Source organism: Methanomassiliicoccales archaeon (assembly GCA_026394375.1).
GTDB lineage: Archaea > Thermoplasmatota > Thermoplasmata > Methanomassiliicoccales > UBA472 > JAJRAL01.
Window position 1 is genome coordinate 25,756 of sequence record JAPKYJ010000016.1, and the last position, 22,339, is coordinate 48,094.

Genomic DNA, 22,339 nt, shown 5'->3' on the forward strand with positions numbered 1-22,339 from the left:
GCGACCTCGCTCGCGCACCAGATCGAGCAGAGCATGCCTCGTGCTAGAACTGAGCAATCTGGCCACGATGCCTTGTCGTCAATATATAAATAGGGAGTGACCGCCTAGTTCGTTCGCGAGAAGGACAAGCGTCTACCAATCGATCATCTCGCGCAGGAGGTCGTCCCACACGGACTCCCCGGAGAAGAGCGATGAGGAGCGTCTTCGGAAAGCGAACGAGCCGGCCCGCCTCGCCATGAGGTACCATTCTCACTATGGCGGCAAGATCGAGGTCGTGCCGAAGTGCGTCGTACGCAGCATGGATGATTTCGCTATCTGGTATACGCCTGGAGTAGCGGAGCCGTGCCGAGCGATCGAGAAGGACCCGGAGGCGGCTTATGACCTTACGAACAAGTGGAACACCGTGGCCGTGGTCTCTGATGGAACGAGGGTGCTCGGTTTGGGTGACATCGGCCCTCTGGCCGGGCTGCCGGTGATGGAAGGGAAGGCCTTGCTCTTCAAGTATCTGGGCGGGGTGGACGCCGTCCCCATATGCCTGGACACCAAGGACGTGAACAACATCGTGAATGTGGTCAAGTGGTTGACACCCTCCTTCGGCGGCATCAATCTGGAGGACATCTCCCAGCCCAAGTGCTTCACCATATTGGACCGGCTGCGGAAGGAGATGGAGATCCCGGTCTGGCACGATGATCAGCAGGGCACGGCCACCATCGTCACCGCGGGAGCCATGAACGCCCTCAAGCTGGTGGGAAAGAAGATCAACGAGGCGCGCGTGGCCATGGTCGGGGCCGGGGCGGCGAACATCGCCATCTCCCGAGCGCTCATCGCCGCTGGCGTGGACGTCAAGAAGATCATCATGACCGATAGCAAAGGCATCCTCAATACCGGAAGGAGGGACCTTCAGGACCGCTTCCCGGAGAAGTGGAGCATGGCCCTCCGCTCGGACTGGGAAGGAAGGGTCGGAGGGGATGCGGAAGCGATCAAAGGGGCGGATCTGCTCATAGCCGCTTCTAGGCCCGGACCAGGCGTGATCACCAAGGAAATGGTCCGGTCCATGGCCAAAGATGCCATCGTCTTCGCCACGGCGAACCCGATGCCGGAGATATGGCCCTGGGAGGCGAAGGAGGCCGGGGCCAGGATCGTGGCCACAGGACGATCCGACTTCCCGAACCAAGTGAACAACTCCCTGGTGTTCCCGGCCGTCTTCCGCGGCGCTCTGGACGTTCGGGCGACGAAGATCACGGACGAGATGTGCATCGCCGCCGCCATGGAACTGGCCAAGACCGCCGAGGACAAAGGGCTGAGGGAGGACTACATCGTCCCCACCATGGGGGATTGGGACGCGTTCCCCAGAGAAGCGACCGCCGTGGGAATGAAAGCCATCGAACAGGGAGTGGCAAGAAAGAAGTTCAGTCGGAATGAGCTCTTCGACAGGGCACAAGAGATCATCAAACGCAGTCGCAGCCAGACAGAGGCGCTCTTCAAGGCAGGCTACATCCCAGCGCCACCGGTCTAGGGCGGAGCGGGGTCAGAAGAGGAATGAGGACGAAGGGCGCACGGCTCAGATGAGCGTGATGCCGGTGTTCTCGACGCCCTGGATGCCTTCGATGGTACGCAGCTTCTCTTCCAGTGCGTCCGAGAGCCCATCGGTGTCCTTCATCGTGCACACGATGTCCAACGCCTTCAGGCCGAAAGCGAAGGGCCTGATCGTCGCCTTGGCCACCGTGACCCCTTCAGGCATGATGCTGGCGATGCGTGCTTTCAGACCCTCCATGTCGAAGGAGGTCTCCTCGGGCAAGAGCTGATATGTGACCGCCACGGTTCCCAATCACGCACCACCCTAAGGTCCAGTGAAGCCGCACTTGCCGCAGACGTAATTCACGCTCTGGTCACGGCAGTTGGAGCAGCGGCCGATCTCCGTCTGACCGCAGTTCGGGCAGGGGAAAAAGGTGGTCTTCTTCCTTGTCAATCTGACACCGCATGAGCTGCAAACCTTCTCGTTCTCCATGGGCTCACCGAGGCAGGATTATGCTTCATGTATATATACGTGACCGGTAGCCGCGGTTGGGATGAAGGGTTATCCAACGATCTGGCCCAGTATCCGCCCTCCCCCTATGGCAGAATTCGGCAGGTCAAGAGGCAACGAGAGCGGGGCGCCTCTCCTTTCCCAACCTTTAAATAACAGCACTCGTTTCTCCGACACCCGCATCGCCGGAGACTTACTTACCAATGGGCCCGTAGCTTAGCTAGGTAGGAGGTTTGGAGACAGGCCTCCCTAGAAAGAGCACCTGGCTTTTAACCAGATGGTCCGGGGTTCGAAAGGCCGTCGGTCCGCGCCGACGGATCGAAAATCCCCGCGGGCCCGCTTGGAAGGTGAGGAGTGGACATGCAGAACCAAAACACGAACCGGGCCCTTCGATGGTATTTTATAACCTCACTGCGTGGTGTTGTGGATAGCATTATTGAACGTTCTTTGGTAGGGGCGAGGTGATTATTCTGAGCGAGGGTGTGCAGTTCAATGTCTTCAATCATGAACTTGTGCCGGCCCACCATCTCCTGAGCGAGGAGGATGCCAAGTCGGTGCTAGAGGCTCTGAAGATTGACAAGGACCAATTGCCGAAGATCCGCCGCAGCGATCCCTGCATCAGGCTGCTGGAGGAGAAGTACGGTCACATCAAGGAAGGCAGGGTCGTCAAGGTCATCAGGCGGTCCGTGACCGCCGAGAGGGCGGACGCCTATCGTCTGGTAGTCAGAGGGTGAGACTCTTGCGTGATCTGGTAGAGCTCTATTTCAAGGAGAGAAGCATCGTCAACCACCACATAGCTAGCATCAACGACTTCCTCTCCACCATAGACAATCCCAACAGCCGAATGCAGAAGATCGTCGACAACCTCCGCGTCTCGGCGGAGGACATCGACCGCGGCATCATCCGATTGGACCCGGAGAAGACGGACGGGCGCATCGTTGAGATCCGAGTCGGCCGGAAGAGGGACGACAAGACCGAGGCCATCGACCCCCAGGCGAGGCCGACGGTGCACATCAAGCTGCCTGAGATGCGAGAGGCCAACGGCTACGTCCATACGCTCACCCCCATGGAAGCGAGGCTGCGCAACCTCAACTACCTGGCCCCGGTACAATTGGACTTCACCGTCGTGGAGGACGGCATCGAGAAGGAGCCGGAGAAGGTACGCATCGGAGACCTGCCGGTGATGGTCAAGTCCAAGCGTTGCACCCTGCACAAGGACAACCTGGAGGGGGAGCGCGAACTCACCGATGACGAGTATCGGCAGAAGCTCATCTCCTCTGGCGAGGACCCGATCGACCCGGGCGGCTACTTCATCATCGGCGGCACGGAGCGCGTTCTGATCACCCTCGAGGACCTGGCACCGAACCGGGTCATGGTCGAGTTCAACGAGTGCTACGGCACCAAGCTGGAAGTGGCCAAGGTCTTCTCGCAGAGAGAAGGACACCGGGCCCTGACCCTGGTGGAGAAGAAGCGCGACGGCATGCTCATGGTGACCGTGCCCGCCGCCTCCGGACAGATACCCCTCATCGCCCTGATGAAGGCCCTGGGCATGGAGAGCGACGAGGAGATCTACAACGCCATCGTCTCCAAGGACGAAATGGCGAACATCGTTTACGCTAACATCGAGGAATGCCAGGACAAGAAGCTCTTCCCCCCCAACGGCATATTCACCACCGACGACGCCGTCCTTTACCTGGAGCGGAAGTTCGCCACCGGCCAAGCGAAAGAATACCGGGTGAAGAAGGTGGAGAGCATCATCGACCGCTCCCTCCTACCCCACCTGGGCGATACCAGAGAGGACCGGATGAAGAAGGCCATATTCCTCGGCCGCATCGCCCGCTCCGTGCTGGAGCTTTATCTGGGCGAAAGAAAAGAGGACGACAAGGACCACTACGCCAACAAGCGTCTGAAGCTCGCTGGCGACCTGATGGAGGACCTGTTCCGGGTGGCCTTCACCAACCTCATGAAGGACCTCAAGTATCAGCTGGAGCGCTCCTATGCTAGGAAGAAGGACCTGCGCATCAGTTCGGCCATCAGACCGGACCTGCTGACGCACCGTTTGCTCCACGCTCTGGCGACGGGCAACTGGGTGGGCGGAAGGGCGGGCGTCTCGCAGCTTCTGGACCGCACCTCGAACATGTCCACGCTCTCGCACCTGCGCTGCATCACTTCCTCGCTCACCCGCTCCCAGCCTCACTTCGAGGCGCGCGACCTGCACCCGACCCAATGGGGCCGGTTGTGCCCGAGCGAGACCCCGGAAGGGCAGAACTGCGGGCTGGTGAAGAACGCCGCCCTCATCATCGACGTGTCTGAGGGATTCCGGGAGGAGGACGTGGCCTTCATGCTCAAGGACCTGGGGCTGAAGGAGGTAAAGGGACCGGCCGCCGGGACCCGGGTCTATGTCAACGGCGATCTCAAAGGGGTCTGCGACAACTCCACGACCCTGGTGAACGAGGTGAGGCAGAGACGGAGGATCGGGCTGCTCTCGCACGAGATCAACGTTCGCTACGACCACGACATGGACGAGATCATAATCAATTGCGACGAAGGCCGCCTGCGCCGACCGCTCATCGTTCTGAAGGACGGGAGGACGGTCCTCACGCGCAAGCACATGGAGGACATCCGGGAGGGCAAGACCCACTGGACCGACCTCATCCGGGAAGGCGTCATCGAATGGATCGATGCAGAAGAGGAGGAGGACACCCTCATCGCCATCGAACCCTACCAGGTGCCGGACCGGTGCCCCAGCTGCGGCGTGGCCCTCTCCCCCACCTACGTGGATTGGATGAACCCTGGTGGAGTGGAGGACAATGCGGTCCTGCGCTGCCATCACTGCAACGCGCATATGGATGCGCCTTTGCTACTGACGCCCGAGCACACTCACCTGGAGGTGGACCCGATGGTCATCCTCGGCTGCTGCTCCGGCCTGGTGCCATATCCAGAGCACAACTCTTCGCCAAGGGTCACCATGGGCTCCGGCATGGCCAAGCAGTCCCTCGGTCTGAGCTCCAGCAACTACCGCAAGCGCCCAGATACCCGGGGGCATCTGCTGCACTATCCGCAGAAGCCGATGGTGCAGACCGGCATCATGAAGTTCGTATCGTTCAACGAGCGGCCGGCGGGGCAGAACTTCGTGGTCGCCGTCCTTTCATACCACGGTTACAACATGGAAGACGCCCTCATCCTCAACAAGGCGTCGGTGGACCGTGGACTGGGTCGAAGCTCCTTCATGCGTACCTACAGGGCGGAGGAGCGCCGCTACCCCGGAGGGCAAGAGGATCATTTCGAGATCCCATCGCCTGATGTCCGAGGAGCGAGAGCGGACCTCTCCTACGGAAGCCTGGGCGAGGACGGTCTGATATCGCCCGAGACCGCTGTGGGAGGGGGCGACGTGCTCATCGGCAAGACCTCGCCGCCTCGTTTCCTGGAAGAGGAGACGGACTTCCTGACCCCTCAGAAGAGAAGGGAGACGTCCATCACCTGCCGGCCCGGAGAGACTGGCTGGGTGGACAGCGTCATGTTGACCGAGTCGGAGAACGGTTCCCGCCTGGTCAAGGTGAAGGTGCGCGACGAGCGCGTGCCCGAGCTGGGCGACAAGTTCGCCTCCAGGCACGGGCAGAAGGGCGTGGTCGGGTTGATCGTCCCACAGGAGAACATGCCTTTCACCGCCGACGGAGTGATGCCGGACCTGATCATCAACCCGCACGCCATCCCGTCCCGTATGACCGTCGCCCATGTCCTGGAGATGATCGGAGGGAAAGTGGGGGCCATGGAGTCCCGCCTGGTCGACGGCACTCCCTTCTCGGGAGAGAGGGAGGAGGCCATCCGCGAATCATTGGTGAAGAACGGCTTCATGCACACGGGCAAGGAGGTCATGTACGACGGCCTCACCGGTCAGATAATCGGCGCGGAAATCTTCGTGGGCGTCATCTACTACCAGAAGCTGCATCACATGGTCTCGGGCAAGATGCACGTCCGCTCCCGCGGACCGGTGCAGATACTCACCCGCCAGCCGACCGAGGGTCGTTCTAGGCAGGGTGGCCTGAGATTCGGCGAGATGGAGCGCGACTGCCTCATCGCGCACGGCGCGGCCATGGTCATCAAGGACCGACTGCTGGACGAATCCGACGGCACGTTCCAATACGTGTGCGGCAACTCCAATTGCGGGCACATAGCCATCCTGGACCGCCGGGGCTCTCTGAAATGCCCGGTGTGCGGCAACAACACCAACGTGCACCTGGTGCAGACATCCTACGCCTTCAAACTGCTTCTGGATGAACTGCTGTCGCTTGGCGTGGCCATGCGCCTTCAACTGGAGGACTTGCGATGATGCGCGGTGTCTCGAAAAGGATCGGTTCGATCAAGTTCGCCTGCCTTTCTCCTGACGAGGTCAGGAAGATGTCCGCCTCCAAGATCATCACCGCGGATACCTACGATGACGATGGTTTCCCCATCGACTTGGGCCTGATGGACCCACATCTGGGCGTTATCGAACCGGGGCTCAGGTGCAAGACCTGCGGGCACAAGGTGGACGAATGCCCAGGGCACTTCGGCCATATCGACCTAGCGATGCCGGTCATCCACGTCGGCTACGTGAAGGAGTTGAAGAAGCTCCTCCAGTCGACCTGCCGCATCTGCGGCCGCCTGCTTCTGACGGAGGACCAGGCGAGAGAGTACCGCGAGACGATGGAGCAGATGGAGGAGATGGGCCACGACGCCCAGGACATCCGTCTGATCTCCAAGGAGACGGCCAAAGACGCCTCCTCCAGACCAACCTGCCCCCATTGCGGCGCGGAGCAGATGAAGATCACCCTGGACAAGCCGACCACCTTCCGGGAGGAGGGGCACAAGCTCACCCCCAAGGAGGTCAGGGAGCGCATGGAACGCATCCCCGACCCGGACCTCGTACCTCTGGGCATCGCCCCGGCCGCCTGCCGGCCAGAATGGATGGTGCTGACCGCACTGCCCGTTCCGCCGGTGACCGTGAGGCCGAGCATCACCCTCGAGTCCGGCGATCGTTCCGAGGACGACCTGACCCATAAGCTGGTGGACGTGCTGCGCATCAACCAGCGCCTGCGAGAGAACCGAGATGCGGGCGCGCCGCAGCTCATCGTGGAGGACCTATGGGAGCTGCTGCAGTATCACATCACCACCTACTTCGATAACCAAACCTCGGGCATCCCGCCTGCCAGGCACCGTTCCGGTAGGCCGTTGAAGACCTTGGTGCAGAGGCTGAAGGGCAAGGAGGGGAGGTTCCGTTCCAACCTGTCTGGTAAGAGGGTCAACTTCTCCGCCCGTACCGTCATCTCGCCCGACCCGGGGCTATCGATCAATGAGGTCGGGGTGCCGGAGGAGGCAGCCAGAGAGCTGACCATTCCGGTCTTCGCCACCAAGAGCAACCTGCCCATCCTTAAGGAGATAGTCAAGCGGGGCGTGAACCCCAAGAGCGAACACTATCTGCCAGGGGTCAACTACATCATCCGCCCGGACGGCCGACGCATCAAGGTCACGGACAAGAACGCCGAGACGGTGGCCGACGCAGTGGATGTGGGATTCATCGTGGAAAGGCACCTCATGGACGGGGACGTGGTCCTGTTCAACCGGCAGCCTTCGCTGCACCGCATGTCCATGATGGCGCACACCGTGCGCGTCATGCCCTGGAAGACCTTCCGCTTGAACCTGTGCGTCTGTCCCCCCTACAACGCCGATTTCGACGGGGACGAGATGAATCTGCACGTGCTGCAATCGGAGGAGGCCAGGGCCGAAGCGCAGATACTGATGAAAGTGCAGGAGCACATCCTTTCGCCTCGATTCGGCGGTCCGGTCATAGGCGCCATCCACGACCACATCACCGGCACCTTCCTGCTCACGCACAAAAATCCCCGCTTCACGCGCTCGGAGACCCTTTTCATCTTGGCAAGTGTCAAGCACCGCCCCCTGCCAGAGCCGATCAAGGAGGGAAAGAACGAGTTCTGGACCGGCAAACAGCTGTTCTCGCTCATTCTGCCCGAGGACCTGAAGATCGCCTTCAAGTCCTCCATCTGCCGGAAGTGCGCAGTATGCCAGAAGGACAAGTGCGACCTGGACGCCTTCGTCAAGATCAAGAACGGAGTGCTGCTCCACGGCACCATCGACGAGAAAGCGGTCGGCGCGTTCAAAGGCAAGATCCTGGACAAGATCGCCCGCGACTATGGCTCGGACAGCGCCCGGGAGCTCATCGACAACGTGACCCGCCTGGCGATTGGTGCGATCATGGTGCGCGGCTTCACCACCGGCATCGATGACGAGGATATTCCGGAGGATGCCACGCGACAGATCGAGGAGGTCGTGCGCGAGGCCATCGCCCGGGTGGATGCTTTGGTCGCAGCCTACCATAAGGGCGAGCTGGATCAGATGCCAGGGCGCAGCATGGAGGAGACCCTGGAGGTGGAGATCATGAAAGTGCTCGGCAAGGCCAGGGATGATGCCGGGCAGATCGCTTCCCGCCACCTCGGTCTAGAGAACTCGGCGGTCATCATGGCCCGTTCCGGTGCCAGAGGTTCGATGCTCAACCTGTCCCAGATGGCCGGTTGCATCGGCCAGCAAGCCGTCCGGGGAGAGAGGCTGAAGCGCGGCTACTGGAACCGCACCCTGCCGCACTTCAAACCAGGCGACCTCGGAGCGCAGGCCCGGGGCTTCGTCACCAACTCCTACAAGTCCGGACTGACCCCGACCGAGTTTTTCTTCCACTCCATGGGTGGTCGAGAGGGCCTGGTCGATACGGCCGTGCGTACCTCGCGTTCCGGTTACATGCAACGGCGGCTCGTCAACGCCCTGGAGGACCTGAAGCTCAAGCAGGACGGGACGGTGCGCAACACCGCCGATTCCATCATCCAGTTCAACTACGGCGACGATGGGATCGACCCGTGTCGTGCCATCTCCTCCAAACCGGTGGACATCGACGACATCCTGGTCGAGGTGCTGGGCGAAGAGGCTGAGCTTCTCGGCCGCATCGAGGAGCGAGGCGTGACCGGCTACGCCACCGTGGAGAAGGACCTCATGGAGACCGAGGAGGAAGAGGAAGAGTACGAAGAGCCGGAGTTCGAGGGCGGAGGTGAGGAGTGATGGCTCGCAAGGACACCCTGAGAGCGTTCGAGAAGATGGGCTTCTCCAAGAGCATGGTGGAGAAGCTGTTGGATGCCTATCCGAGCAAGGCGGCGGCGGCCGAGGCCGGGGCCGCGGAACTGAAGAAACTAGGCCTCACCGAGGACCAGGTGCGACTGCTCAAAGGAGAGAAGGCCGAATCTAGGCCCAAGAAGGCTGGCAAGAAGACCACCAAGAAGAAGGAAGAGGAGAAGCCAGCCGGTCCCAAGCTGCAGTTCGAGATCCCGAACAAGATCCCGCCGCTCTCCAACCTGGAGAGGAAGATAGTCCGGCTCGCTCAGGAGCAGGGCATCCAGGTCATGGACGGCCGGAAGGTGGCCATGAGCAAGAGGCGCATGTCCCTGGGCCTGGTGAAGACCATCGCCTCCCGCATCGAAGGCATCGGCGTGCCGGAGGAGAAGATCAAGAAGATCGTCAAGCGGGCCCATGAGCGCTACGAGGAGCACATGATGGACCCCAATGAGAGCGCGGGCATAATCGCGGCGCAGTCCATCGGCGAACCGGGCACGCAGATGACCATGAGGACCTTCCACTACGCCGGTGTGGCGGAGATCAACGTCACTCTGGGCCTGCCGCGCCTGATCGAGATCGTGGACGCTCGAAGAGTGCCTTCGACGCCCATGATGACCATCTACACCGTTCCGGAAAAGAGGGCAAGCCAGGAAGAGGTGAAACACATCGCTTCCGAGATCGAGATGACCAATCTCATCGACGTCGCCTCGTTGGAAACGGACATCGTCAACATGAAGGTGGTCGTGCGGCCGGACCCGAGGAAGATGGAGCAGAAGGGCATCAAGCTGGACGACATCTACAAGGAGCTGAGCAAGACCCGAGGCCTGAAGGGATTGGTGGAGAAGCAGGGAGAGCAGATCATCATCTCCTCCGACGTGCCCTCCTTCAAGAAACTGCAGGGCATCCTGGACGATGTCCGGGAGAAGAAGATAAAGGGCGTGGACCTGATCAGCCGCGCCATCCTGCGCAAGGTGGGCGAGGAGTACATCATCTACACCGAAGGCTCGAACCTGGCCAAAGTGCTTGAGCTGGAAGGGGTGGATAAGACCCGGACCACCACCAACGCGGTGCAGGAGATCTACGAAGTGCTGGGGGTGGAAGCCGCCCGCAACTCCGTCATGAACGAGGCCTACCGCACCCTTGAGGAACAGGGTCTGAACGTGGACATACGCCACATCATGCTGGTCGCGGACCTGATGACCAACGACGGGGACGTGAAGGCCATCGGCCGCCACGGCATCTCCGGCCGCAAGTCCTCAGTGTTGGCGAGGGCGGCGTTCGAGATCACCGCGGTGCATCTATTGCACGCCGCGCTGCAGGGCGAAGTAGATCACCTGGACGGCGTGGCGGAGAACATTATTGTGGGGCAGCCGGTCACACTAGGGACCGGGGCCGTGAATCTGGAATACAAACCAGTTAAAAGGGGGCAAACAAATGGTTGATATGGGAAGGGCATTGAAGACCGCCGTCACGACCGGGAAGGTCGTCTTCGGCGTCCAGCAGGCCGAGAGAGCGGTCAAGAAGGGCGAGGCGAAGATGGTCATCATCTCGTCGAACTGCCCGAGCGCGTTCCTGACGTCCACCACGGTGGGCGTACCGGTGCGCGTCTTCGAGGGAACGAACATGGAGCTTGGGGCTCTGGCAGGGAAGCCGTTCTCAGTTTCCGCGCTGGCCGTCATCGAGAAAGGCTCCTCCAACATCCTTTCGTTGTGATATCATGCCAGAAGTCACCCTTACCGAAGACACGCTGCGCTACATCTCGCTGTTCGAGAACATCACCAAGACGCACGTGCGGGACTGCATGGAGACGGAGGAGAAGCTGGTGTTCGTGGTCGATCCCGGCCAGGCCAACCGCGCCGTGGGCAAGGCGGGAGAGCACGTCATCCGTATGAAGAACACCACCGGGAAGAACATCCAGGTAGTGGAGTATTCGGACGACCCGGAGAATTTCATCCGGAACGTGTTCTACAACTACAGCGTGCAATCGGTGGTCCTGGAGAACCGGGGCAACATCGTGCATGCCACGGTGACCGTCGACCCGAAGGTCAAAGGACGAGCGATAGGCAAGAACGGCCGCAACCTGAAGATCGCCCGGGACCTGGTCTGCAGGCATCACAACGTGCAGAGCATCATCGTGGCCTAGGCCGGCCCTTTCCCCTTTCCTCTTTTCCAGGCAGTCTCTCGCGCTCGACCTCCAGCCGGTCCGCGGTCGGATACTCTTCGACCAGATACGAATCGTAGGGCAGCTCCGAGGAGATCTCCTCCAGCACCCAGGGCGCCACCTCCAACCTCCGCTTCTGCCGGTCATGGAAGATGAGCTTCTTTGGGACGTCGTACCGTTGGCGTAGCAGATTCTCCGCCTCCGTCATCCGCCGGGTCTCGATGACGCCTTTCAACAGTGTCCCTTCCCCCGTGATCAGATCGCCCGGTCGGGCGATGCTTCTCGCCCTCCTCCGTATGCGCCGTCGCAGCTGGACCGAGTCCTTGAAGGAGGAGGAGCAGTAGTGCACCGGTATCCTCACATCCAGAGCCAGCATGCGTCCCGCGAGCTCCTCGCTTCCTTTGGCCGCGCTTGAGACATCGTCCTTTATCTCCATTCTTCGGCGCTTCAAGGCCCGGTAGTTCGTCTCCGAGAACTCCAGTTCGTTCAGGTTGATGAAGTCCAGGCCGATACGCTCTGCGAATCGCACCAATGCCTCCAGCTCCTCCCCCCTGCCAGGGAGGGAGGGGACCTCGACGCCCACGTTCATGCGCAGCCCTTTGACTGCTTCCTCCAGACCCGTTCGTTCCATATGCTGCCAGTGCTTGAGAGGGGGGTGTATCCTCAGCTCGTCCAGCCCGCAGCGCTGCAATCGCAAGTATGCCTTGCGGTCTATTGTAGAGGTATAGAGATGCACATGATGCTCCGGTCCGAAGCTCTTCTTGACCAGGCGGATGTAGTGGCAGACAAGGGACATCTCCCGCAGCGGATCGCCGCCGGTGATGCCGGTGCCCTTGGCCTTGATCAACCGCGCCTCCAGGAGCACGTCCTCATCGGAAGAGACCTTCATCTCGTCCGCGTAGACGACCTTCTTTCCCTTCTTGCCACGCGACAGCGGGCAATAGAAGCAGCCCGATCCGCAGCGCCCGGTGACGAGGAGCACCAGCTTCGCCCCCTGACGGCAGAGGGTGCACCCCTTCGGAAGCTTGCCAGTATGGGCAGAGCCAGCCTCGAACTCTCGCAGTCTCATCACCCTGGCTACCAACGGCGAGATAGTTAATCGTGTCGGCCGAGGCTGCGCAACTCATTTATCGCTGGCGCGCATACATCGCCCGAACAACATGCGCAAAGGCACCAGGGTCATCCTCGCTCTGGACGTGACCGAGGAGCGGAAGGCGTTGGCGGTAGCGAAGGCCGTGAGAGATCAAGTTGACGGTATCAAGGTCAACTGGCCATTGGTGCTTGCCACGTCGCCGGATATCATCACCCGACTGTCGAAGATGGCGCCCGTAATCTGCGACTTCAAGGTGGCAGATATCCCCAACACCAACCGCCTGATCACGGAGCAAGCGAAGCGCCTGGGTGCGGACGGCCTCATCGTGCATGGTTTCGTCGGCCGGGACTCGGTGCGAGCGGTGGTGGAATCGGCCAGCGACATGCAGGTGTACGTGGTCACGGAGATGAGCCACCCGGGAGGAAAGGAGTTCACCGCTCCAGTGGCGGAGAAGCTAGCCGCCCTGGCGAAAGAGGAAGGTGCGACCGGCATAATCGCCCCGGCCACCAGGCCGGGAAGGGTGAGCGAACTCCGCCGCATCGTCGGGGACCTCCTCATACTCTCTCCCGGCGTAGGGGCGCAGGGAGGCAGCGCGGCCGAGGTCATCCGCAACGGGGCGGACTACGTCATCGCGGGGCGGAGCATCTACGAGGATCGCGATCCGAGGAAGGCGGCGGAACGCCTTGCGGCCGAGGTCCGGCAAGCCCTTCTCCGTTGAGCTTCCGGGGACGATGCGAGCGAATCATCCAGACGATGGGTTTTTTCCCTTCCACTGAAAGAACGTATTTATAGTGGGTTTGTAATCAACTGTGCAACTTCCTAGGGAGAAAGTTGATGGCAGAAAAAGAGGGAGGGGCAGGCGACCTCATGGGAGGGAGGCGCCGTGATTTTCTAAGTGGCGCGGGCGCGAAGCTGCGCGATTCCTGGTTGGCGCGTCACTGGCAGTCGGCGCTGGTCCTCGCATTGATCATTCTCTTGGCCTTCTTCGTACGGAGCTATTTTTCCTATTCCATCTCTATCGACAACGGCTACCTGGTATCGGGTGGCTCTGACTCTTACTATCACGAGAGAGCTATCGACTACGTCACTTCGACGGGCGAACATCTGTTCATGGACCCCATGCTGAACTATCCCTTCGGCATGAGGAACCCCCGTCTGCCGCTCTACGACTGGTCAGTGGCGGTCAGCGGCATGATATTCTCCGCTTTCAGCGGAGCTCCCGTCGCGGACGGAACGGGCCTGATGCTGGTCCTCTCCACCGCCTTCTGGGGCTCGCTCACGGTCATCCCGGTCTACCTGATAGGCAAGGCCGCCTTCGGTCGTCGGGCCGGGTTGGTCTCAGGGTTCCTGTTCGCGCTCATGCCTGGACATATCGAGCGAAGCGTCCTGTCCAATGCGGACCACGACTCCATGATGCTGTTCTTCGCCGTCTGGGGCTTCTACTTCCTGCTCGAAGCTCTGATCAAGGTCAAAGGGGACCGGTGGGTACAGAGCTACGGCAGTCTCAAGGGCATCAAGGATGGGCTGCTAGGCTATGTGAAGCTCAATCAGGTCTCGCTCATCTATGCCATGCTGGCTGGGATATGCCTGACGGCCGTCGCGTTCGCCTGGGAAGGCTACATGTACCTTCTCATCATCATTCTGGTCTACTTCCTCGTCCAGATATTCGTCAACCGTTTCAAGAACATCGATTCGCTGGGCGTGTTCATGACCATGACGGTCATGCTGGGCACCCTCTTCATCCTGGCCGCACCGATGTATAGGCAGCTTCTGCTGTGGAACACCTGGTTCGACATGCCCCTGCTGCTCTTCGCCGGCATGGTGGTGGTCGGGCTCATCTTCGTTCTCACTAGGGATTATCCATGGACGCTGGTGGTGCCGAGCTTCATCATACTGGTGGTGGCCGCTCTCGCGATCCTGTCGGTGGTAGCGCCCGCCCTCTTCGATGCCATCATCACCGGGCAAGGATACCTGGTGAAGAGCAAGCTCTACTCCACCATCGGCGAGGCGCAGGCGCCCTCGTTCTCCGTCCTGGCCTTGTCATTCGGCGCTCTGACCTTTTGGCTGGGGTTCGTGGGACTGGTCTGGGCGGCCATCAGGATCCCCAAGAACCTCGCTCCCCACTACATATTCCTGGTCGTTTGGATAGGCACGGCGCTGTTCATGGCCATGTCCGCTGGCCGTTTCCTCTTCAACGCCGCTCCGGCCTTCGCGATATCCGCGGGTTGGATCGTCGTGCTGTTAATCCAAATGGCCAAGTTCGAGGACCTGCCCAAAGGGCTCTCTGGTTTCCGGCTGCGGAATCCCTTGCTATCCCTGCGTAAGGGCGTCAAGGTGCGCCACATGCTGGGTGCGATCTTCTTGGCCTTCCTCATCATCCTGCCCAACGTCTGGATGGCGGTGGACGCGGGCATGCCTACGCAGGTCAAGCGCGAATATGACCTGCAGGTCTACGACCACCTACCGCAGATCATGCGGCCAGCGGACTACGACTCCATCAACGGTTCCTACTGGTATTTCGGGGCCTTCTCGTACGGTCTGCCCATGCCCAACGATTATTTCCCAGCGGCGTGGAGCTGGCTATCCGAACAAGATAACGACGTCAATCCGCCCTACGAACGACCGGCCTTCCTGTCCTGGTGGGATTACGGGTTCGAGGCCATCCAGGCAGGGCAGCATCCGACCGTGGCGGACGACTTCCAGAACGGCTACAATTTCGCTGGCTCGTTCATCACCTGCACCGATGAGGCGCAGGGAGTGGCCATGCTCGTGACCCTTGCGGTCCAGAAGGGTCAGGCGCCTTCAATGGTCGTCCAGGTGGACAGCATCCTGGTGGCGCATGGCGTTGACCTGGCCAAAGTGAAGGATATAATGTACAATCCGTCGAAGTACATCTCCATCGTCATGTCCAACCCCGAGATCTACGGACCGTTCGACATGGACAACACCGTCCCCTCCAGTCGGAACGCCATGTACGTGGCGCTGCGGGTGGAGCTGGCAAAGCTCGGGCTTGATGAGCTGGCCTCGGTCTATAGCGAGCTCAGGCAGGTCACCGGCGTGGACGTCGGCTACTTCGCGGTCGATACCAGGCTGTTCCCGTTCTCCGCCACCAGCGGCAACGTGTTCTATGCCCCGGCGAAGCTCTCGGACAGGCGCATCGACCCGGCGTCCAACGCTCCCATCGACTTCTACAAGATCATGGCGGTGGACTCCAACGGCAACCTGGTGGACATAGCGAACATCACCGCGGACATGACCATCATTGACTACCAGATAATCTACAAGGACATGTTCTACGAGAGCATGCTCTACCGGGCCTTCATGGGATTCGGGCCGACGGACCTCGGACTGACAACTCAAGGCCTGCCCGGCCTCTCCGGTTCCCTGGCGAGCTATCAGCCCATGCAGGCCTGGAACATGAGCCACTTCCGCCTGGTCTACAAGACAGCCTACTTCAACCCGTACCCCCGAGAGATGGTGCAGAACCACTCGGAGGCCTGGAGGGCGGTCTCCTATGAGGAGGCGAAGTCGCTCGAGCAGCAGATCAACGACAAGCTCATAACCGGCGTGGTGGACTATTCGGCATCCACTCTGACGAAGGGCATCGTCTTCATCCAGTACTACGATGGAGTGATCATCGAAGGAAAGGCGACCACCTCCAGCGGCAATCCGTACCCGGACGCGTACGTTACGGTGCTGGATGAGTATGACACACCGCACATGACCGTCAAGACCGATTCGGACGGGCACTATCGCGTCCTCGCCCCCTTCGGCAAGGTCAACGTGGTCTTCTCCACCGGGGAGTTGGACAAGCTTACGCAGATCGCCACCGAGATCGGCCGCAAGACGTTCGACTTCACCTATGACCAGGCGATGCGCAAGCAGGTCGACTCCGACCAGGACGGCATCTTCGACTACCTCGTCGATGGCAACATCGTGCTTCCGTCGTCGACCGTCAGTGGCGACCTGTTCTGGGACCTGGATGGCAGCGGCGACCTCAACTCCAACGACCAGGCGATCGTTGGAGCCAAAGTTGTGCTGCAGAACACCACCACCGGCTTCCGCTTGGAGACCACCTCCACCACCAGTGGATACAGCTTCGCCGGTGTCCCGCCCATGAACGGAGAAGTATTCGCGGTCGTGGAAGGGCATCAGGGAACCGCCATCACCGTCACCGTGGAATCGAAGCAGGATGTCACGGTCGACATAGCCATCAAACCGGCAAGCATCGGCGGCAAAGTGGTGTTCGGCGACAACTCCCCTGCCTCGGACCTCCTGCTCCAGCTGCTCGATTCCCAGAACGGCAACCTGACCGTTCAGTTCACGGGCGAGAGCGGCAGCTTCAACTTCGAGAAGCTTCTGCCAGGTAATTACACACTGCAAACCGGGCAGGATGAGTTCTCCCTCGGCCAGCAGGTCTTCGCCCTGGGGAACGGAGAGACCGTAACGCGCACATTCACGCTCTACGAGGCCATGAGCGTGTCCGGTCAGATCCTCACTCCGTCCCTGACCCCGGCGGCCAATGCCACCGTGGCCCTTCTCTCTTCGAAGACGAAGATATGGACGCAGACCGACTCCCAGGGTCGTTTCCACATCACCGTTCCGTCCGATTCCTACACCCTGTTCAGCTTGGCGGTCATCAATGGCAGGGACTATGCGGCCCTTCTGCAGATCCCGGCGACCGTCGGTCAGACCCAGGCGAATCCTACCCTGAGCTCCGCATTCTACGTGAGCGGCAAGCTGGTGGGAGACGTGTCCTTGGACGGGGTCAAGGTGCAAGCCCAGTCCCGCACCACTGGAGCGAAGCTCACCGCGGTGGCGAACTCCACCGGCGAATTCCGCATGTTGCTGCCCTCGGACCTCTACTTCTTCTATGTCGATAGCCAGGTGACCGCCTACTGGAACGACGCCTTCATAGCCACGGACGCAACCCTGACGCTAAGCCTCGCTCCCTCGGCCAGGATCACCGGCACGGTCTGGTACGATGCCAATGGTGACGGATTGCGCGCCTCCAGCGAGGGAAGGACGAACGTCACCTTGACCGTGGCGGACGCGGATGGCCGCTCGATCACCACCCTCACCGATAGCACCGGGTACTATAGCCTCAACCTGGTCCCCAACCGTTACTATACACTGTTGGTGAACGAGAACGGCTACGCCCCGCAGGAGTTCAGCTATTCTCCGCTCACTGGCAACACGCAACAGGACATCCAGCTGCTTGCCTACAACCGCACCGTCTCCGGTGTGGTCAGTTATCTAGGTTCGCGCTTGCCGGGTATAACCGTGACCTTCACCTCGACCGGGTCGGGGGCTCAGACGGCCACCGCTACTTCAGATGGGCTGGGCCGGTTCACCCTCTCCCTGCATCCTGGCAACTACAACGTCGTGGTGGTCCAGAACGCGACCTTTGGCTCGAACGCCACTCAGTATCAGTCCTCTCAGAGCTTGAGCGTGGAGATCGGCAAGGACCCCTCCGGTCTGGCGATCGACGTGGTCAGGCGCGTGCTGGTGACCGGTACCCTCACCCCCGAACGGGCGTTCAGCGCCCGGGTGGTCATCAGCGGGCCGGACTCGATGGAGCTGCGGGCCACTACCGACTTCACCACCTACCTGCAAGAAGGCACGTACGAAGTATACGCGAGCCAAGAGCGGTTCGCCAGCCGGTTCGCCAGCCTAGGCAGCTATGTCGTATCGCCCAGCTCGAACACCATCACCATCAATACCGAGCAGGCGTACACCGTTTCCGGCAGCATCTACTACGAGGGCTCGCGCCTCATGAACCCGGCCTCGGTGAAGATCACCAAGAGCACGGGTGGAAGTTACACTCTGCAAAGCACGCTCGCGGGCACGTTCACGCTGAACTTGCCAGCTGGTACGTACAACATCACTACCGATGCGCGCTCGAAACAGTATTTGGACACCCAGACCGAACGATACTTCCGCTACCTGGGCTACCTGGACTTCGACCTGACGGCCAACAAGGACGTGACCGTGAATGTCAAGAGGATCCTCGACAACACCAGCGTCATAGGTCAGGTCATCTTCGGCGATGTGCCAGTGGCCGCCCAGCTGCAATTCGTGGCCACATCGTTAACGGCCGTGAACGCCACAGCGGAAGCGAGCTCGTCCGGCTTCAATTTCGACCTGGCCCCGGGCAACTACAGCGTCTACATCAAGCAGCTGTCCGGCGTGGGCGCGTTCCTGGGCAAGCTGGATGTGAGGCCTTACGTGGTCGAGTACATCAATTTCACGCTGGTGGCGGGCATACCGTTCTCCGGCGTCACCCTGGTCAACGGCATCCCAGCCTCCGCCCTGGTTGAGATCTCCAGCCTTGACTATCTTTCATTGCGCAGCGATGCCAGCGGAGGGTTCGAGGTCTACCTGCCTTCTGACCTGTACCAGGTGAAGGCCACCGCCTCGGGTCAGGAGAGAGGGGTCACGGTCAGCTATGTCTCCGAGCTCGCTCTGAACCTCACCTCTCCCCAAAGCCGCACCATCTCCCTGGTCAAGGTGCCAAAGCGCTTGGTTTCGGTGCAATGGGACTCCTCGGAGAAGAGGACCATCAACGGCGGGGAGAGCGTGGTCTACAACATCCGCATCGTCAACAAGGGGAACGTACCGGACACCTATCGCCTGGGCACAGTCGGCTCGACATCGGGATGGACCATGACCCTTTCCGAGTCCACGGTCACCGTGGACTTCGGCCAGCAGAACTCGCAGCTGGTGACCTTGACCATCACCGCCCCCGTGGGCGCCAAGGTCAGCCATCAGTCGTTGTCGGTGAGGGCTACGAGCACGGAGCTGGCGACGATCACGAACAGCGCGACCGTGGAGGTGGGAATTGCCCCCGTCCACGCCGTCTCGATCACGTACACCAAGCCCCTGACCACCAGCGGTTCCTCCTTCAGTTACAGCTTGAGCCTGAAGAACACGGGCAACGTCGACGACAGCTTCCTAGTGAGCGCGGTCAACCTGGCAGGCCTGCAGGACCTGGGCTGGAAGGCCGAGGTACGCAGCGGCACGGGAGCCTTCGGCAGCAACGTCACCATCCAGGCGACCGCCGGCAACCAGGTGAGCTTCGAGCTGCGCCTGACGCCGGTGCGCGCCAATCCCGAGCCATCGATAACGGTCGTCCTCACGGCCACCTCCGTATCCACTCCCACGGCGAGCACGGTGCTGCCGTTCCAGCCGGAACTGCCGAGGTTCACCATCCCCTCCGGAGGCCTGGCGGTCACAGGGGACAAGGTGAACAGCATCATACCCGATGTCCCGGCGGGCACCTTGGTGCTCCTGGGCATGGTGCTGGCGATGTTCACCGTGTTCGTGCTCGTCGGCATGCAGAAGGGGGTGTTCCGACGAAGAAAGCGCTGACGGTCGTGCTGATGGCCATCGGCCTGCTAGCGGTGGGCCTGGTCCCGGCGACCGCCGGGGCGGTGGACATTCCCAATCCCCTCTACGTTTCGGTCGACGGCCCGACGCTCGTCGCCATCAGCGAAACGCACTCCTACAGCGTCCTGGCACTGGGCGGCCACGGCGCCGACCCGAGCGGCAACTACAGCTTCACTGCCAGAGTGCTAGGTCCGAAGGTGTCGGATGCCGTGGTCTCCCCGGGCAACGGCGTCAGCAAAGTGGGAACGTTCCTCATCAATCTCACCGCCCCCTCTCAGGCACAGGACATCAGGCTGGAAGTGAACATGACCGCCTATAGCGCCCTGGGAAGCGACAAGCTGACCAAGGAGCTCACTATCAAAGTGGTGCGGCCCATCGTGCTCACCGCCAAAGTGGTCAACAGCGGCAGCGCGGCCCTGACCGGCGTGCCGATCGTCTTCTATTTGGACGACGTCAAAATATTCAACACCACTTTCTCCTTGGATGCCAAGGGCTCTCGCACCATCATCTACAACCTTACGGCCGAATTGGCGAGCGGCCAGCATTTGGTGCGGGTGGAGCTCGATCCCAGCAACCAGTTCGCTCGTTTCGAGGGCGGCGGCTCGGTATTCACCAAGACCATCTACGTTAACGGCCCGGACTACGGCAGCACGGACGCCATCCTCATCCTGCTTCTGGCGATGCTGATGTTCGTCACCTACATCATCTACAAGAGGCCGAAGCGCAAGCGGAAGAAGTAGTTGGTCCGACGAGCTTCTTCATTCTCTGACCTTTCCTTCCTTGGCAGCTTGGGCCAGGTATCCGTTCCGTCTCTTCGCCCTTTCCCCGTAAGTGTTAAAATAGAGCGCGCTCCCTTCCTTCCCCGATAACGATGTCAGGGCGCATCACCGAGCTGAGCAAGGACGACTTCGACGATTTCGTTTCAAAGAACCCCAAGGTGGTCATCGACTTCTGGGCCGGCTGGTGCGGCCCCTGTCGGGCCATGGCTCCGATGATCGAACGCTTGGCCGAGCGCTATGCTGGCAAGGTAGCATTCGCCAAGGTCGACTGCGACAAGAACCCGGAGCTGGTGAAGAGGTTCAGGGTCATGGGCATCCCCACCCTGATGTTCCTGCAGGGCGGCGAGCATGCTGGCGAGATAGTCGGCCTGGTACCGGACTCGGAGATCGAGGGCAAGCTAAGAGAGGTCTTCTCCGGCTGATCAGAGCTTGTCGTAGAGACGGGTGAGCTTCTCCCCCAGCAGCTTCGAGCTCACCCCCACCGCCACCTCGCCCCGAGTCTTCTCCAGCAGGGAGCGGGCGATGTCCTGCTTGCGGCGGATGGCCACGAGCGCATCCGGGAAGTCGAAACGCATGATCACCTGGTACATGTCCTCCATCATCTCCAGGTATCGCAGGGCGTCTTCCATCCGTCCTTCCTTGAGGGCGTCCAATGCGAACCGGCGGAGCTCGCCGATGCTGTCCGCCAGGCCCATGAGATAAGAGGACATGGGAACGCCGAGTTCCTCGGGCGTAGGCAGGTCGTCTTCGGACGCTATGCTGACCATGATCGCCGCTTCGGCGAGCTCCTGCATGGCATCCTCCACCATGCCCGAGTGCCAGATGTCCTGGTGGTCGGAGAGGAGGGAGCGCAGGCGGTTGGCCTCGTCCATGACCTCGTCCAACATCGCTTCTACGTTCTCGCGCTTATGCACCCCGTGCACCACGCTGCCGGAGATACGGATTATCGCTCGGGTGGACTTGATGGCGATCTCCCGCACCGTGTCCTTCTCGTCCAGTCGCACCAGGATGCGGTTCGCGATCTCCTCCAAATTCTTCATGATGACAGCAAGCCTCCCGTCTGCTATAATCGTTTCCTGAGCGCCTGCATGCGCTCCACCTTCTTCTCGATGATCTCTCTCCGTCCGATGTCGTGGCGGACGTAGATCGCTTCCCCCTTGACGAAGCGCAGGGCGCGCTCGCAGGCCCGTTCCGCTTTCTCGATGCTGTCCTCCACGCCCACCACCGCCACCGCTCTCGAGGTGCCAGTGAGTATGCGTCCGTTCTCTTCGCTGACTGCGGCGTAGAAAAGGTGGGCGTGCTCTTTCTCTATCCGCTCCTCGTCGACCTCGATCGGCAGCCCCGCCCTGGCCTCGATGCCATAGCCTTCCGGCACGACGTACTTGCAGACCGTGGCCTTGCGGGCGAAGCGCACCTTCGACGGAGAGATCGATGACGAGGTGATGCTCGAGCAGACCTCGGCGAAATCGCTTTCCAGGAGCGGAAGCACGTTCATCGCCTCCGGGTCCCCGAAGCGGGCGTTAAATTCGATCACCTTGGGACCGGAGGAAGTGAGCATGAACTGGCCGTATAGCACTCCCTGATAGGGGCAACCTTCCTTGGCCAGGGCGAGGACCGTCCTGCGCATGGTCTCGACGGCGCTCTCCACCTCCCCCCTCTCCACGAACGGCAGAAGATGATCTTCCGCGGAATACGAGCCCATGCCTCCGGTGTTCGGACCGACGTCGCCTTCGAAA

Annotated in this window: 16 protein-coding genes and 1 tRNA gene; 12 read left to right on the plus strand and 5 right to left on the minus strand. The window is 60.9% G+C overall.

Annotation, left to right across the window (positions count from 1 at the left end):
• The first annotated feature begins 235 nt into the window (after positions 1 to 235).
• A complete protein-coding gene (locus NT137_03900) occupies positions 236 to 1,516 on the plus strand; it encodes an NADP-dependent malic enzyme (protein MCX6652481.1) in 1,281 nt (426 codons plus the stop codon).
• Between the two features lie 45 nt (positions 1,517 to 1,561).
• Here the strand turns inward: NT137_03900 and NT137_03905 are convergent, their stop codons facing one another.
• Together NT137_03905 and NT137_03910 are read right to left on the minus strand one after the other, a co-directional pair.
• Positions 1,562 to 1,819, minus strand: coding sequence for an elongation factor 1-beta (locus NT137_03905; GenBank protein MCX6652482.1), 258 nt, complete (start codon positions 1,817 to 1,819; stop codon positions 1,562 to 1,564).
• A 21-nt stretch (positions 1,820 to 1,840) separates the two neighbouring features.
• Complete coding sequence (locus NT137_03910) at positions 1,841 to 2,008, minus strand: zinc finger domain-containing protein (protein ID MCX6652483.1); 168 nt, start codon at positions 2,006 to 2,008, stop codon at positions 1,841 to 1,843.
• A gap of 223 nt (positions 2,009 to 2,231) precedes the next feature.
• Here NT137_03910 and NT137_03915 point away from each other — a divergent pair.
• The 7 genes from NT137_03915 (at position 2,232) to NT137_03945 (ending at position 11,324) form a co-directional block, all read left to right on the plus strand.
• Positions 2,232 to 2,365, plus strand: a tRNA-Lys gene (locus NT137_03915).
• A gap of 122 nt (positions 2,366 to 2,487) precedes the next feature.
• On the plus strand, positions 2,488 to 2,760 hold the full coding sequence (locus tag NT137_03920) for a DNA-directed RNA polymerase subunit H (GenBank protein ID MCX6652484.1): 273 nt from the start codon (positions 2,488 to 2,490) through the stop codon (positions 2,758 to 2,760).
• Complete coding sequence (locus tag NT137_03925) at positions 2,757 to 6,356, plus strand: DNA-directed RNA polymerase subunit B (GenBank protein MCX6652485.1); 3,600 nt, start codon at positions 2,757 to 2,759, stop codon at positions 6,354 to 6,356. The genes NT137_03920 and NT137_03925 overlap by 4 nt, the downstream gene beginning before the upstream one ends.
• Positions 6,353 to 9,130 carry a DNA-directed RNA polymerase subunit A' gene (locus NT137_03930; GenBank protein MCX6652486.1) on the plus strand — a complete coding sequence of 926 codons (2,778 nt, stop codon included), beginning with the start codon at positions 6,353 to 6,355 and terminating at the stop codon, positions 9,128 to 9,130. Before NT137_03925 ends, NT137_03930 begins: the two co-directional genes overlap by 4 nt.
• Positions 9,130 to 10,623, plus strand: a complete 1,494-nt coding sequence (rpoA2, locus tag NT137_03935; GenBank protein MCX6652487.1) for a DNA-directed RNA polymerase subunit A'' — start codon at positions 9,130 to 9,132, stop codon at positions 10,621 to 10,623. The genes NT137_03930 and rpoA2 overlap by 1 nt, the downstream gene beginning before the upstream one ends.
• On the plus strand, positions 10,616 to 10,894 hold the full coding sequence (locus NT137_03940; GenBank protein ID MCX6652488.1) for a 50S ribosomal protein L30e: 279 nt from the start codon (positions 10,616 to 10,618) through the stop codon (positions 10,892 to 10,894). Before rpoA2 ends, NT137_03940 begins: the two co-directional genes overlap by 8 nt.
• 4 nt (positions 10,895 to 10,898) lie before the next feature.
• A complete protein-coding gene (locus NT137_03945) occupies positions 10,899 to 11,324 on the plus strand; it encodes a NusA-like transcription termination signal-binding factor (GenBank protein MCX6652489.1) in 426 nt (141 codons plus the stop codon).
• Here NT137_03945 and NT137_03950 read toward each other — a convergent pair.
• Positions 11,311 to 12,411, minus strand: coding sequence for a radical SAM protein (locus tag NT137_03950; GenBank protein ID MCX6652490.1), 1,101 nt, complete (start codon positions 12,409 to 12,411; stop codon positions 11,311 to 11,313). The two genes, NT137_03945 and NT137_03950, sit on opposite strands and share 14 nt — an antisense overlap.
• A gap of 91 nt (positions 12,412 to 12,502) precedes the next feature.
• Between NT137_03950 and pyrF the strand changes: the two genes are divergently transcribed.
• From pyrF to trxA, 4 genes are all read left to right on the plus strand, one after another.
• Positions 12,503 to 13,153 (plus strand): orotidine-5'-phosphate decarboxylase, encoded by a 651-nt coding sequence (gene pyrF / locus NT137_03955; GenBank protein ID MCX6652491.1) that lies wholly within the window; start codon positions 12,503 to 12,505, stop codon positions 13,151 to 13,153.
• 116 nt (positions 13,154 to 13,269) lie between these two features.
• Positions 13,270 to 19,806 (plus strand): glycosyltransferase family 39 protein, encoded by a 6,537-nt coding sequence (locus NT137_03960; GenBank protein MCX6652492.1) that lies wholly within the window; start codon positions 13,270 to 13,272, stop codon positions 19,804 to 19,806.
• 11 nt (positions 19,807 to 19,817) lie between these two features.
• Positions 19,818 to 20,564 (plus strand): hypothetical protein, encoded by a 747-nt coding sequence (locus NT137_03965; GenBank protein MCX6652493.1) that lies wholly within the window; start codon positions 19,818 to 19,820, stop codon positions 20,562 to 20,564.
• Positions 20,565 to 20,695: 131 nt separating this feature from the next.
• A complete protein-coding gene (gene trxA, locus NT137_03970; GenBank protein MCX6652494.1) occupies positions 20,696 to 21,025 on the plus strand; it encodes a thioredoxin in 330 nt (109 codons plus the stop codon).
• On the opposite strand, the gene NT137_03975 is transcribed toward trxA, so the two are convergent.
• Together NT137_03975 and NT137_03980 are read right to left on the minus strand one after the other, a co-directional pair.
• On the minus strand, positions 21,026 to 21,643 hold the full coding sequence (locus NT137_03975) for a hypothetical protein (protein ID MCX6652495.1): 618 nt from the start codon (positions 21,641 to 21,643) through the stop codon (positions 21,026 to 21,028).
• 23 nt (positions 21,644 to 21,666) lie between these two features.
• On the minus strand, positions 21,667 to 22,339 hold a 673-nt coding region (locus NT137_03980), incomplete at its 5' end, for a phosphoribosylamine--glycine ligase (protein ID MCX6652496.1).